This window comes from Armatimonadota bacterium, assembly GCA_016869025.1.
Lineage (GTDB): Bacteria > Sysuimicrobiota > Sysuimicrobiia > Sysuimicrobiales > Humicultoraceae > VGFA01.
On the sequence record VGFA01000004.1, the window covers coordinates 17,008 to 31,188 of the forward strand.

The 14,181-nt window shown below is 68.4% G+C and carries 12 protein-coding genes; 8 read left to right on the plus strand and 4 right to left on the minus strand.

What is annotated here, in order from left to right; all coding sequences use genetic code 11:
- The first annotated feature begins 77 nt into the window (after positions 1–77).
- A complete protein-coding gene (gene corA / locus FJX73_03825; GenBank protein MBM3469903.1) occupies positions 78–1,064 on the plus strand; it encodes a magnesium/cobalt transporter CorA in 987 nt (328 codons plus the stop codon).
- Between the two features lie 80 nt (positions 1,065–1,144).
- Complete coding sequence (locus FJX73_03830; protein ID MBM3469904.1) at positions 1,145–2,428, plus strand: nicotinate phosphoribosyltransferase; 1,284 nt, start codon at positions 1,145–1,147, stop codon at positions 2,426–2,428.
- On the opposite strand, the gene FJX73_03835 is transcribed toward FJX73_03830, so the two are convergent.
- A complete protein-coding gene (locus tag FJX73_03835; protein MBM3469905.1) occupies positions 2,425–3,777 on the minus strand; it encodes a M20/M25/M40 family metallo-hydrolase in 1,353 nt (450 codons plus the stop codon). The two genes, FJX73_03830 and FJX73_03835, sit on opposite strands and share 4 nt — an antisense overlap.
- A 13-nt stretch (positions 3,778–3,790) precedes the next feature.
- Positions 3,791–5,143, minus strand: coding sequence for a M20/M25/M40 family metallo-hydrolase (locus FJX73_03840; protein MBM3469906.1), 1,353 nt, complete (start codon positions 5,141–5,143; stop codon positions 3,791–3,793).
- Between the two features lie 60 nt (positions 5,144–5,203).
- Between FJX73_03840 and FJX73_03845 the strand changes: the two genes are divergently transcribed.
- Together FJX73_03845 and menC are read left to right on the plus strand one after the other, a co-directional pair.
- On the plus strand, positions 5,204–6,037 hold the full coding sequence (locus FJX73_03845; GenBank protein ID MBM3469907.1) for a GNAT family N-acetyltransferase: 834 nt from the start codon (positions 5,204–5,206) through the stop codon (positions 6,035–6,037).
- Positions 6,034–7,143 (plus strand): o-succinylbenzoate synthase, encoded by a 1,110-nt coding sequence (gene menC, locus FJX73_03850; GenBank protein MBM3469908.1) that lies wholly within the window; start codon positions 6,034–6,036, stop codon positions 7,141–7,143. Before FJX73_03845 ends, menC begins: the two co-directional genes overlap by 4 nt.
- A gap of 11 nt (positions 7,144–7,154) precedes the next feature.
- Here the strand turns inward: menC and FJX73_03855 are convergent, their stop codons facing one another.
- Both FJX73_03855 and FJX73_03860 read right to left on the minus strand, forming a co-directional pair.
- Positions 7,155–7,670: a hypothetical protein gene (locus tag FJX73_03855; GenBank protein MBM3469909.1), complete on the minus strand. Its 516-nt coding sequence runs from the start codon at positions 7,668–7,670 to the stop codon at positions 7,155–7,157.
- Positions 7,671–7,684: 14 nt separating this feature from the next.
- Positions 7,685–10,351: a UPF0182 family protein gene (locus FJX73_03860; GenBank protein MBM3469910.1), complete on the minus strand. Its 2,667-nt coding sequence runs from the start codon at positions 10,349–10,351 to the stop codon at positions 7,685–7,687.
- 60 nt (positions 10,352–10,411) lie between these two features.
- Here FJX73_03860 and FJX73_03865 point away from each other — a divergent pair, with 60 nt between their 5' ends.
- The 4 genes from FJX73_03865 (at position 10,412) to FJX73_03880 (ending at position 14,163) form a co-directional block, all read left to right on the plus strand.
- A complete protein-coding gene (locus FJX73_03865) occupies positions 10,412–10,729 on the plus strand; it encodes a DUF59 domain-containing protein (GenBank protein ID MBM3469911.1) in 318 nt (105 codons plus the stop codon).
- A gap of 22 nt (positions 10,730–10,751) precedes the next feature.
- Positions 10,752–11,171, plus strand: coding sequence for a hypothetical protein (locus tag FJX73_03870; protein ID MBM3469912.1), 420 nt, complete (start codon positions 10,752–10,754; stop codon positions 11,169–11,171).
- Complete coding sequence (locus FJX73_03875; protein ID MBM3469913.1) at positions 11,171–12,643, plus strand: amidohydrolase family protein; 1,473 nt, start codon at positions 11,171–11,173, stop codon at positions 12,641–12,643. The genes FJX73_03870 and FJX73_03875 overlap by 1 nt, the downstream gene beginning before the upstream one ends.
- 101 nt (positions 12,644–12,744) lie before the next feature.
- Positions 12,745–14,163 carry a phosphodiester glycosidase family protein gene (locus FJX73_03880; GenBank protein ID MBM3469914.1) on the plus strand — a complete coding sequence of 473 codons (1,419 nt, stop codon included), beginning with the start codon at positions 12,745–12,747 and terminating at the stop codon, positions 14,161–14,163.
- Positions 14,164–14,181: the final 18 nt, after the last annotated feature.

The window sequence follows — 14,181 nt, forward strand, 5'->3', positions numbered from 1 at the left end:
GCGGCCGGGCGCTGTTCCTCCTGGTCCGCCAGGGCTCCTGCAAGGAAAGCCCTGCCGCGGGCCGAACCTTCATCCCGATGCCTGCATCCCGCTCTGCCATGCAGATCCTGGTCTTCCGCGGCTCGGAGACCATCACCGACCCTCCGGAGCCGCTCGATACCCTCCGTGGGCGCGCGGGTCAGGCCCTGTGGATTGACCTCTCGCACCCCACGTCCGAGATGATGATGCCCATCGCCGCCGCCTTCGGGCTGCACCCGCTGGCAGTCGAGGACGCGCTCAAGCGCCGGCAGCGGCCCAAGGCCGAGGAGTACGAAGGGTTCCTTTTCATCACCACCCACGCCGCGCGGCTCCGCGGCGCGGCCGGGCACGACGTGTCCCTGGACGAGATTGACATCTTCTTCGGCGCGGGCTTCGTCATAACCGCGCACAGCGGCGCGGCGCCCGTTCTGGACGAGGTCCGGCGGCGGCTGGCGCTGACCTCGCCTGATCTGCGCGACACGGATGGCTACCTCCTCTACGCCATCCTCGACGCCGTCGTGGACTCGTACTTCCCGGTGCTCGACGCCCTGGACGACTACGTTGAGCGCCTCGAGGACACGCTCTTCAAAGGCCCAAAGCAACGGACGATGGACCAGCTCTTCGCGGCAAAGCGCGCGCTGCTGCACCTGCGGCGGGTCGCCGCGCCCCAGCGCGACATGATGAACCTGATGCTGAGGCACGACTCGCGGTTGATCGGCGCGCCGCTGCGCGCGTACTTCCGCGACATCTACGACCACCTGCTGCGCATCACCGAGCAGATTGACACGCACCGCGACCTGCTGGCCGGCGCGCTGGACATCTACCTCAGCATCGTGAGCAACCGGCTGAACGAGGTCATGAAGGTGCTCACGGTGATCACAGCGGTCTTTGCCTCGCTGGCGGTGATCTCCGGGGTCTACGGGATGAACTTCGAGCGCGCCTATCCGCCGTTCGGCTGGCGGCACGGGTTCATCGCGGCCCTGGGGTTGATGGCCGCGAGCGTGCTGACGATGCTCGCGATCTTCCGCCGGCTGCGTTGGCTGTGAGCGGCCCCGCACCTTCGCCCGGCTTCGGCTACGTAACGCCGTCCAACGTTGCCCTGCTCGTTGACCTCTACGAGCTGGCCATGGCGGACAGCTACCTGCGCAACGGCATGAACGGGCGGGCGACGTTTGCCCTGTTCGTCCGATCCCTGCCCCCGTCCCGCGCGTTCCTGGTAAGCGCCGGGATCGAGCCGGCCCTGGCCTGCATCGAGGCGCTGCGCTTCACAGACGAGGCAATCAGCTACCTGCGTGGGCTGCGGCTGTTCAGCGAGCAGTTCCTGGAGTACCTGCGCGACTTCCGCTTCACCGGCGACGCGCGCGCGATCCCAGAAGGCGAGGTGTTCTTTCCACCAGAGCCCCTGCTGGAGATCAGCGCGCCCCGCATCGAGGCCCAGATCGTCGAGACGCTCCTGCTGAACACGCTGAACTTCCAGGTGATGGTTGCCAGCAAGGCGGCCCGGACGGTGCTGGCCGCCCGGGGCCGCGGGGTGGTGGACTTCTCGCCGCGGCGTGACCACGGCGCCGACGCCGCGCTGAAGGCCGCGCGCGCCGCCTACATCGCGGGCTGCACCGGCACGTCGAACGTGCTCGCAGGCATGATGTACGGAATCCCGGTCGTGGGGACCATGGCGCACTCGTACATCATGTCCTTCTCGGATGAACTCGAGGCCTTCCGCGCGTTCGCGCGCGACTTCCCCACCAACGCCGTGCTGCTCATTGACACCTACGACACGATGCAGGGCGTGGTGAACGCCATCACGGTCGGCCGCGAGATGACCGCGGTGGGCGCGCGCCTGCTCGGCGTGCGCATAGACAGCGGGGACCTGACCGCGCAGAGCCGGGCCGTGCGCGCGGCGCTGGACGCGGCCGGGTTGCGTGAGGTGCAGATCTTCCTCAGCGGAGACCTCAACGAGTACCGCATCGCCGAGATGCTGGCGCAGGGCGCGGCCGCGGACGCCTTCGGCGTTGGCACCGAGCTGGGGACCTCCGCGGACGCGCCCAGCGTCGGGGGCGTCTACAAACTGGTCGAGGACGAGAAGGGCTACCGGATCAAGTTGAGCGCCGGCAAAGCGACCCTGCCGGGTCGAAAGCAGATCTGGCGTCGCCACGACCCTGAAGGACAGCCATCCGGCGACCTGCTGGCGCTGCACGACGAACCCGGACCGCCCGGCGCGACGCCTTTGCTGCTCCCGGCTATGCAGGCAGGCAGCCGGATCCGGTCCGAGTCCCTTGCGGAGGTCCGGCAGCGGTGCACCGAGCGGCTGGCCGCGCTACCCGAGGAGCTGAAGCATCTCGACGACGGCGCGGCCTACCACGTGTCCCTGAGCCCAGGGCTGGCTGCGCTGCGCGAGCGGATGGATACCTAGGGCAGCCCGGCGAACCGCTCGATCAACCGCGCCATCATGTAGATCGTCTCATCGAAGTCCGCCATCCGGATGTTCTCGTCCGGCGTGTGGGCGCGGCTGCCCCAGTAAGACCCCCCGACGCTCACAACCGGGATTCCCAGCGCCGCGCCCAGGTCGTGCATCGGCCCGGTGCCCGGAGAAGAGGGGTACAGCTTGACCTCGCGGCCCGTCGCCTCCCCGGCCACGCGCGTCACGAGCGAGACAAACGGGTCGTCCAGGTCGGTGCGGTAGGCGCGCTCGCCTCCCAGGAGCGACACCGCGATCTCGATCCCCAGCTTCTTGAAGTGCGCTTCCACCAGGGCCGCGATCTCGCGCGGATCCTGGTCGGGCACGAGCCGGAAGTCCACCTTGGCCCGGGCACGACGCGGTAGCACTGTCTTGGAGCCCTCTCCGGTGTAGCCGCCCTCCAGGCCGCACACCGTACACGTTGGCTGGTAGAGAAGCCTCATCACCGCGTCGAAACCGGTCGCCCCTCCGATGAAGCGGTCCACGCCGACGTGCGCCCGGAACTCGGGCTCATCGAAGGGGACCTTGCGCGCGGCCTCGATCTCTCGCGCGCTGGGCTCCCTCACGCGGTCGTAGAAACCCTCCACCAGGACGCGGCCCGTGACCGGATCCTTCAGGGAAGCCAGCGCCCAGGCCATCCGGTTGCCGGCACCCTCCACGACAGCCCCCAGCGACGAGTGAAGATCCCGGCTCGTGGCGTGCAGCTCCAGGTCGAGGTAGCATATCCCCTTGATGCCGGTGGTGATCTGCAGCCGCTCCTTGAGGTCGCGCTGCCCGGATTCCCAGATGCAGGCGTCGGAGCGCAGCGCGTCCGCATGAGCCTTCACATAGGAGCCAAAGTTGGGCGATCCGATCTCCTCCTCGCCCTCGACCAGGAACTTCACCCGGCACGGCAGCCGGCCGTGGGCTGCTTCAAGCGCCCTCACCGCGGCCAGGCGGGTGACCAGGTCACCCTTGTTGTCCGCGACGCCGCGCGCGTAGAGGCGGCCGTCCCGGACCACCGGCTCGAACGGCGGTGAGGTCCACTCGGCGAGCGGATCGGCGGGCTGAACATCGTAGTGGTCGTAGAACAGGAGCGTGCGTTCTCCCTCACCGGGGAACTCGGCGATCACGATCGGGGCGGCGTCTCCCTCCTGGTGAACCGCGACCGCGGCGCCGGCCTCCTCGAGCGCACCCCTGACCAGTGCCGCGCACTCGGCCACCCCCTCGCCGGTGGCCGCCACGCTCGGCTGGCGGAGCAGCGTGCGCAGCACCTCCAACGCGGGATCGGTCTGCTCTCTGGCGATGTCTCTCAGCGACGGCATCAGGACCTCCGCACTATGATTCGAGCGCGAAACGCTCCAGCACGTGCGCAATCATCACGATCGTCTCCTCGAAGTCGGCAGCCCGGATGTGCTCGTCCGGCGCGTGGGCCCCGCAGCCCCAGTAGCCGCTCCCGATGCTGAGGATGGGCACGCCCAGCAGATCCCCCAGGGGGTACATCGGCCCCGTGCCCGCCGAGGTGGGAAGGAGCACCGTCTCGCGTCCGGTTGACGCGCGGACCGCGTTCACGACAGTTCGTACGAACGGATGGGACAGATCGGTCTGGAAGGCGCGCTCACCCCCCAGAGATCTGATGTCGCAGTCCGCAAACCCGGCGCGGTCGAGGTGGGCGCGCAGGAGTCCTACGATCTCCTCGGGATCCTGGTCGGGCACAAGCCGGAAGTCAATCTTGGCGCGCGCCCTGCGGGGGAGCACGGTCTTCATCCCGCCTCCGGTGTATCCCGCCTCAAGCCCGCAGACGGTGCAGGTGGGTTCAAAGAGCAGGGCACGCAACGCATCCCCTCCGGTGCGTCCGCCGATGAAGCCGCGCACGCCCGCGTGTACCCGCATCTGCCCCTCTTCGAAGGGCACCTCCCGGGCGGCGGCGAGCGCTTCGGCCCGCGGGGCTTTCACCCTGTCGTAGAACCCCGGGATCAAGATGCGACCGGTGGCGTCGCGCAACCCGGTGACGGCCCACGCCAGACGGGTAGCAGCACCCTCGACGAGGGCGCCCAGCGAGGAGTGCAGGTCCCGACTGGCGGCGGTCAGTTCGATCTCAACGTAGCAGATGCCCTTCACCCCGGCGATGACGTTCATTCGTTCGGCCGGATCCCGGTCGCCGTACTCCCACACGCAGGCATCGGCCCTCAACCGATCGCGCAGGCCGGTGACGTAGGAGTCGAAGTGCACCGATCCGATCTCCTCTTCACCCTCAACCAGGAACAGCACGCGACACGGGAGCCTGCCCGAGGTATCGCGCAGCGCCCGCAGCGCGGCCACCCGCGTGACGAGGTCGCCCTTGTTGTCGCTCGTCCCCCGTCCGTAGATGCGGCCGTTCCGCACCGTGACCGCAAACGGCGGAACCGTCCACTCATCGAGGGGCTCTGCGGGCTGCACATCGTAGTGGTCGTAGAACAGGAGTGTCCGGTCGCTGCGGCCTGCGAACTCAGCCAGGACCACGGGCGCGGCGCCGGGGAGGCGCAGTATCTCGGCGGTTCCTCCGGCGGCCTCGAACATCCCGCGGACCGCGGCCGCCGTCTCTTCCAACCCCTGCCCCTGGGCGGCAACGCTGGGCAGCCGGACAAGCCCATCGAGGAGGCTGATGTGTTCGGTCAGGTGAGCGGCGGCGTGGGCGCGGAGTGCATTCATGGGAGTCGCAGGAAGAGTTCTGACCTGGCCCGGCGAATCCTTCCCCGTTGTGAAGCGGTCATGAGCGAAATCATAATCAAGACCCTCAAGGACATCGAGTCGTTCCGGCGGATCGAGGCACTCCAGATGGAGATCTGGGGAATGCCCGAGCGCGACGTCGTGCCGGTGCACCAGTTGCAGGCGGCATCCGGTGCCGGCGGCGCGGTGATTGCCGCGGTTGACCCCGACGGCGCATTTGTCGGGTTCTGCTACGGCTTCGCCGGATGGCGCGACGGCCGGCCGCTCTTCTATTCGCACATGGCCGGCGTCCTGGGAGGCAGGCAGTTGCAGGAGGTAGGGTTCCGGCTGAAGTGCGCCCAGCGGCAGGCCGCTATCGCCATGGCATATGACCGCGCGGTCTGGACGTACGACCCGCTCCAGAGCGTGAACGCGCGGTTCAACATGCACAAGCTGGGGGCCACGGCCTGCCGCTACTACGTCAACTACTACGGCGACATGCCGGACGAGCTGAACCGCGGAATGGAGAGCGACCGGATCGAGGTGGATTGGGAGCTATGCTCCCGTAGGGTTGAGGACGCGATGTCGGGCCGGGCCCCGGACCGCGCGTGGCCGCAGGCGCCGCACGCGTTGCGGGCAGAACCGGCAACCTCGGCGCCAGCAGATCCGGAGCTCGGCATCGAGGCGCCGGTGGTCCTCCTGGAGATCCCCACCGATTTCCCGGCCGTTCGGCTGCGGGACCAGAGTCTGACCCAGGCGTGGCGGGTGGCCAGCCGCGAGGCGTTCCTGCACTACTTCGGTCGCGGCTACCGGGCCGTGGACTTCCTGCTGCACCGGGGCGAACGGCTCAGGGGCGAGTACGTGCTTTCACGAGAAACCAGTGAGGAGGAGCCATGAGGGTCGAGGCGGTTGAACTGCGCCAGATCGAGATGAGGTTGCGTGCGCCGTTTGAGACTTCGTTTGGGCGCGAGGAGGACAAGGTCTGCCTGTTGGTGCGCGTGCAGGCCGGCGGCCTGGAGGGTTGGGGCGAGGTCCCGGCCGGCACGGCCCCGCTCTACAACGAGGAGACATCTGATACGGCCTGGTCGGTGCTGGAGCGGTTCCTGGTCCCGCCGCTGCTTGGAAAACAGGTTCCCTCACCGCAGGAGTTCGCCGCCGGCGCCGTCCATATCCGCCGCCACCACATGGCCAAGGCAGGGTTGGAGGCCGCGTTGTGGGACATCGCGGCACAACAGCAGGGGCAGCCGCTGTCGCGGCTGTTGGGCGGCGAACGCGCCACGGTGCCGGTGGGCGTGAGTCTGGGAATCGAGCCGACGGTGGCCGACCTGCTCTCCCGGGTCGCCAACTACCTAGGGCAGGGCTACCGGCGCATCAAGGTCAAGATCAAGCCGGGCTGGGACATCGAGCCGACACGCCGCATCCGCGAGCGGTTCGGGGAAATCCTTCTCCAAGTGGACGCCAACTCTGCCTACAATCTGGCCGACGCCCCGATCTTCAAGGCGCTGGACGCCTTCAACTTGCTGCTGATCGAGCAGCCGCTGGCCGAGGACGACATGGTGGACCACGCCGCGCTTCAGGCGCAACTGCGGACAGACATCTGCCTGGACGAATCCATCGTCCACGAGCGCGCGGCCAGGGCGGCCCTGCAGCTCGGGGCCTGTCGGGTCATCAACATCAAGCAGGCGCGGGTCGGCGGGCTATCGGCGGCGGTGGCGATCCACGACGTGTGCCGTGCGCAGGGCGTCCCGGTGTGGTGCGGCGGCATGCTGGAAACGGGCATCGGCCGGGCGGCCAACCTGGCGCTCACGTCGCTTCCGAACTTCGCGCTACCGGCCGACCTTTCGGCCAGCGACCGCTACTTCGCGCAGGACCTGATCGACCCCCCTATCACGCTCAACACCGACGGGACGATCACGGTTCCGACCGGCGTCGGATTGGGCGTGCGGATCGTGCCCGAGCGTGTCGAGAAGCACACGGTGCGGATGGTGCGGCTAACGTCGTAACGATCTCACCGCTAGTCACCCAGCACCGGCGGCGGAACCACCGGCACCGGAGCCGGCGGTCTCCGGACTGCCGGAGCGCCCGTGCCCCTGAACACCGATACCGCCTGGATCAGCGTGCCGCCCTCGGCGTAGATGACCCGGAAGCCGATCCCGGCCCCGCGATAGAGCAGCCAGTCCGCCCGCGTGCCGGCGAAGTTGCTGGGAACCGCCTGGTCGGGCGGGCCGTGGATCCACCAGACGCGTGAACCATCCAGGCCGACGGTGATGCCCTCCGCGGTCTGATAGGCCACGCCGCAGTTGGTTTCCAGGCGGCTGACCCGGCCGTCGGTGTAGGCCACGGCGATCTCGCACGGCAGGCGACCGAGCAGCGACCGCACCTGCGCAGCGGTCATGCCGATCTTGACAGGGCCGATCGCTTCGCCCGGCACGATCGCCCAAACGCCCGGGATCTGAGCGGCACCGGCCGCAGGAACCGCCAGGACCAGCAGAGTGGCCCAGGCGGTCAGCGCGTGGATGTGGGCCGACATGTGTCCTCCCTGCTTCACCTCGCCTGCGTGGCCGCGCGGAGCCGTTCGAGTATCTGCCCCAGCCGCTCGATCTCCTGCCCGTAGCCCGCCAGGTCGCCAGCGCGAAGGCGCTCCTGCGCCCTCCGATGTACGTCCACCGCCTGCTGGACCAAGGCCCGCACCTCATCTGCGGATGGCCCCGAGGGGAGCGGGGCTGCTCCCGGAGCCACGCCCGGGACCGGTACGGAGGGAACCGGCCTGCCCGGCGGCGCGCCGCCAAACAACTCGGCGAGCGCTCCTTCCAGTGTCGGCGCCATCACTATCCGGGCGCCGCTGGCGGCGATCACGCGTTTCAGCTCGGGCATCTGGCTGCGCTCCGCCTGCAGGAACAGGGGCTCGACGTAGAGGAGACCGTCCTCGATCGGGATCACGAGCAGGTTGCCGCGGATCACCTGCGAACCCAGCTGGTTCCACAAGGTCAACTGCTGGGAGATGAAGGGATCCTGGTTTATCCGCGCCTCCACCTGCATCGGCCCGAAGACGACGCGCGCCTTGGGGAACCGGTAGACGATCAACTCGCCGTAGTGCGGCTGGTCGTTCCGCGCGGCCATCCAGGCGATCATGTTGTCCCTGCCGGCCTGGACCATGGGCAGCATGAGCACGAACTCGGGCGCGGTGCCCTCGGCCAGCCGCATCGTCACGTAATAGGGCTCGACCCAGACCGTCTCGTTGCCCAGCAGCTCGCGCGGGATCGCCCACACGTCCTCTTTGTTGTAGAACACCTGGGGATCGCGCATGTGAAACGTGGCGTAGACCCGCGCCTGGAGCTCGAACAGGTCCACGGGATAGCGCAGGTGGGCGGCGATCTCCGGTGGCATCTGGCCTGCCGGCCTGAGAAGGTCCGGGAAGATCGCGGCCAGGGTGCGGGCAATCGGCTCGTCCGGGATCATCTGGTAGAAGGTCACGGCGCCGTCGTAGGCGTCTACCACGACCTTGACGCTGTTGCGCATGTAGTTGACGTCGCCGTACCGGGTCGCGTACGGGTAACGGTCCGTGGCGGTGTAGGCGTCAATGATCCAGAACAGCCGGCCTCCGGCCAGCACAAGGTAGGGATCGCGGTCGTAGCGGAGAAACGGCGCGATCAGCCCCACGCGGGTAGCAATCTGTCGAGCGAAGAGCAGCCGGCTGTCCCGGCCGATGTCCGTGGACAGCAGTAGCTTGGCATCGCCGAACCGGTAGGCCAGGGCCAGGCGCGCCAGGTATCCGAGACGGATCCCGCCCTTCCCCTGGTAGCGGGTGTAGACGTTCTCGTCCCCGCGCGGGTAGTCCAGCTCGCGGACGTTCGTGTTCACGATGGCGTAGCTCGTGGTCAGCTCGCCGAAGTAGATCTCCGGCCGCGCAACCTCCATACCTGGGATCGCCTCGGGGGGGATGTCCTTGATGAGGAACGCGGGCATCCCCTCCTCGGTGACACGGTTGACAGGCGCCATCACAAGGCCGTGGCCGTGGGTATAGACAAGGTGCTCGTTGACCCAGGTGCGCGCCTGAGTGGCCAGCCGGCGGGTGTCCATCTCGCGCGCTGAGAGCATTACCTGCCGCTGTGCGCCGTCGATCGCGTAGCGGTCTATGTCCACGTCGGAGAAGGCGTAGTACTGCCGCAGTGTCTGCAACTGCCCGTAGGCCCGCAGCAGCGGCCGGTAGTCCCACAGGCGCACGTTCTCCACGGTGGCACGGTTGCGGGTTATCGCGGCGGCATCGAGCGGCGCGGTACGGAACTCGCGCTGCCGCACACGGTCCAGACCGAATCCCCGCAGCGTGCCCGCGATGGCGTGGCGGATGAACGGCGTCTCGGCGGTGAGTTCGTTTGGACGCACGCGCAGCGCCTGCACCAGACCCGGGTACACCACAAGACCCCCGGCCCAGGCCACGACGATCAGCACAACCGTCCAGATCGCCAGGCGCACCGTGCGCAGCCAGGCGTTGGCGATCAGCAGCAACCCGCACGCTGCGAAGAGCACGGTCAGCACGCGCAGCGCCGGCAGTACCGCGTGGACATCGGTGAACGCGGCGCCCAGAACCGGCCCTCGTGACGAGTACAGGAGATCGAAGGCGTCCAGATGGAACCCCCAGCCGCGCGTCAGCACCGATGCCCCAAGCAGCACTGAAAGATGTACCCGCACGCGCATGGGCGCCAGAGATACCCCGCGCAGCATCATGCGTCCGTGGACCGCGCCGTATCCAGCGGCGACGCCGGCGGTGATGACCACGAGCCAGGCAAAGAGACCGTCGGCCAGCATGCGGTATACCGGCAGGCGGAATACATAGAAGCCCACGTCGAGGCCGAAGAGCGGATCGGTCTCGCCGAACGGCCGGGCGTGCAGGAACTGCTGGAAGGCCACCCACTCGCGCGAGGCCGACAGGCCGGCCAGCACCGCGACCGCCACCAGGACCCACCTCCACCACCGGATGCGACCGTTCCCCAAGGCCGCGAGCACGGGCCGCAGGTTGACGACCACCAGCAACCACACCGCGGCCGCCACACCGAGCGTCATTGCGACCCTCGACAGGAACGGCACCCAGAAGACCCTCAAGTAACCGACCTCGGCGAACCAGAGCCAGTCGGTGTACCAGCGCGCGATCGCCGGCCCCACCACGAAGAACGCGGCGATGGCAATCAGAAGTGCAAGCCTGAAGCGTCGCATGGCTCGGCGATCCCCTTCCCTCGTTTGACTGCCCCTCTGGGGGGCGATACCATATTCGCTATGGACGAGCCGATCACCCGCGAGCAGGCCATCGAGGTGCTCAAGACCGTCTTCGATCCCGAGATCCCTGTGAACGTCTGGGACCTGGGGTTGATCTACGACCTCCAGGTGGCCGGCGGCGAAGTTGCCGTCAGGATGACGCTCACGGCGCCGGGGTGCCCGATCGGCCCGCAGATTGCGGCGGAGATCGAAGAGAAGATGCAGGCAGCCGGCGCCCAGCACGCTTCGGTGGCCTTCGTGTGGTCCCCGCCGTGGACCACCAAGATGGTCACACCCGATGGACGGCTGCAGCTCCAGATACTCGACATCCCGGTCTAGCCGGGGATCAAGAGTGTGCCCCATGAAGCGCCAGGCCGTAGTGCTCGCCCTGCTCCTGGTGCCTGCCATGCTCCTGGCCGGGGCGTGCGGTCGCGGCGACCGGCTGGGCGACATTCCCTACTTCCCGGGATCCACGCACGTCGGGAGGGCGTCGTCCGTCGGCGAGGCGCACGGGTTCCCCAGGTCAAAGTGGGAACAGATCGAGTTGCGCAGCACCGCGCCGTATGATCAGGTGCGGGAGTTCTACGCGAAGCTGACAATCAGCGGCTGGACGTCCACCTTCGAAAGCGAGATCCCAAAGAGCGCGGGAAGCGTGTACTACCGGTTCCTGGCTGACGCCAAGCGCAGGCAGTTCTACGTCATCACCGTGGAGGAAAGGCAGGCGTCGCGGACGGTGACGATCCTATTGCGCCGCGGCCTGGCCACGACGGCCCCACGGTGATGCCGCGAGCGCACAACCAGGTGACCAGGCGGGGGCTGTTTGCCGGACTCTCGGTCTTCCTGTGCCTGCTGTCCGCCGGCGTGACCGTGGCGCAGCCGGGCGGGACCGCCGCCTACGATATCGTCATCCGCAACGGGCGGGTCATGGACCCGGAGACCGGGCTCGACGCCGCAGGGGTCGCGGTGGGCATCCGGGGCAAGACCATAGCCTCCATCTCCCGCGATCCTATCCGGGGGCGGGCGGAGGTTGACGCGCGCGGCCTCGTCCTGGCGCCCGGCTTCATTGACATCCTCTCCTACAACCCAAACGGATACGGCGTCTGGTATAAGATCGCCGATGGCGTGACCACCAACCTGTCCATGCACGGCGCAGAGGGAACGCAGGGCGACATGGCTGCCTGGTATCGGATCCAAACGAACCAGCGGCCGCCCGTGCACTTTGGCGGCGCCTTCCACTACGAGGCGGCCAGAACCCGCCTGGGCGTGGGGCGCTATCGCCCTGCCGGCGTAGAGCAGGTGGCGCGCCTAGTCGCCCTGGCCGAGAAAGCCCTGCTGGACGGCGCGCTGGGGATCGCCATGAGCCCTGAGTACGCCCCAGGAACCAGCACCGGTGAAATCGAGGCCATGATGCGGGTGGCCGCACGGTACAACGTGCCCGTCGTGTTCCACGCGCGTTACTCCGACATGACCCCGCCCGGGACGAACCTGGACGCCCTGAAAGAGATCGTCGCCGCCGCTCGGAAAACAGGTGCCGCGGCGCACATCGGGCACATCAACAGCACCGGCGGCACGTTCTCAATGGTCGAATCCCTGCGATTCCTCGAGGCCGCCCGGAAGGAAGGTCTTGACATCACCGCCGACGCCTATCCCTACTCCTTCTGGGCCACATATCTGAACTCGGCACGATTCGACCCCGGCTGGCAGGAGCGGTTCCGCATCTCCTACGGGGATCTCCAGATAGCCGGGACCAGCGAGCGCCTGACGGCCGAGAGCTTCCAGCGGTACCGCAAGACCCGCAAGGTAGCCGTGGCCTACGCCATCCCCGAGGATGACATCGTGGCCGCTCTGCGTTCGCCCTTCGTCATGATCGGCAGCGACGCCATCCTGGAACCGGGAAACAACAACCATCCGCGGGCAGCGGGCACGTTCACCCGGACGCTCTCGGTGTACGCGCGCGACCGGCAGGTGCTGACCTTGATGGAAGCGCTGACGAAGATGACGATAATGCCAGCGCGGCGGCTGGAGGCCCAGGCGCCGGCACTACGCCGCAAGGGGCGCCTGCAAGTGGGCGCCGACGCCGACATCGTCGTCTTCGACCCTGCGCGAGTGCGCGACCGGGCCACGGTGGAGAGGCCCAACCAGTTCGCCGAAGGCATCGAGTACGTGCTGATCAGCGGGAAGGTGGTCAAGGACCCCCGAGGGCTCCGCCGCGACGTGCGCGCGGGAGAGGCGGTCCGCGCCGTCTTCCGGTAGGTCCTGCCGACGGTTTCTGGGCAGGACTCTGCAATCCCCGCAGCGTAGTGACCAGTCAATCGGTTCGCGCCTGATCCTGACGTCGCGCCACGGATGTGACGATGCCTCGTACCCTGCGACGCCGCATGATAGCCCTGGGGCTTCTCGTCGGCCTCGGCGTGGCGTCGCACGGGGTTCCGGCAGGGGCCGCCGACCACTCCGCCCGCATCCTCGACCTCCGCTGGCGCCTGACCGGTGAGACCGCGACCGTGACGGTGCGGCTCTCCGCGCCTGTTCGGCACCGCACGTCCGCCTCGGATCTTGCCGTGGCCGTTGATCTCTGGACGGTCCGGCACGAAGGCGACCGCACCGTCGCCGTTGGGGGAGGCGTGGCCTCCTCGATATGGGTGCGCCGGCTCACCCCCGAGGTTGTGCGCCTGACGATCTCCCTGCGCCGGCCGGGCCGGTTCAAGGTATTCGCGCGCGAAGACCGCCTGACGATCAATGTCTTCCCCATACGGCAAGGAGCCATCGCGCTCCCGAAAGGCGTGACATACAGATCGCTCCTCGTCGCCACCCGCGCAGGCCGCGCGCGTGCTCACGTGGTGACGATAGACCCGCGCGCACCTGGTATCGAGATCCGATCGGCGCTCGGCGGCGGCGCGGTAGCCGCGACCGAGGCCACGAGCACGGCAGCCACCCGGCTGGAAGCCGCGGCCGCGATCAACGGTAACTACTACTCGCGCGCAGGCCTGCCGCTGGGACTGGTCGTGCTTGACGGGCGCATCCTGTCGGCCCCGCTGCCGCGGCGCACGGCATTTGGCGTGGACGCCGCGGGCCGGCCCTGGATCGGCACCGTGGAGTTCGGCGGGCGGCTCGTAGCCGACACCGGAATGGAGGTCCCGATCTCCGCGGTCAACCGTCCGCCGCGCGCGAGCGGGGTCGCTCTATACACGCCGGAGTTCGGGCCGCACACCCCGCCGCAGGCGCTGGTGGCTGTTGTGCGCGGTGGACGGATCGCCGCATTCAGCAGCGGGCGTCCGGCCATCCCCTCTGATGGCTACGCGCTCGCTGCGGCCAGCTCCCAGCAACACTTCCTAACCAACCTGGTACGGGAGCAGCGCGTCACGGTGCACCTGGCGCTCGAGCCGCGCGGCCTCCACCACGCCCTTCAGGGCGGCCCGCGCCTGGTGCGGGCCGGGGCGGTGGAGGTCCCATACGCTTGGGAGGGATTCGGCAGGTGGTTCGCCAGGGTGCGGACTGCCCGGTCGGCGATCGGCATCACGAGGAACGGCACGGTGCTCTTCGTCACCGTGGACCGAAGGGCTGGCCGCCGCGGCCGCATGGAGAGCACGGGCATGGACCTGTTCGAGCTGGCGTCGCTGATGCGCTCGCTCGGCGCGCGCGACGCGGTAAACCTCGACGGAGGCGGATCCGCGACGCTCGTGGTGGGCGGACGCGTGGTCAGTGCTCCACCCCGGGCTGGTGAGCGCCGGGTTTCCGCGATGTTGGTCGCACGGCACCGACCGGCAGAGCGGTAGCAGAGAGGACCGCAAGGG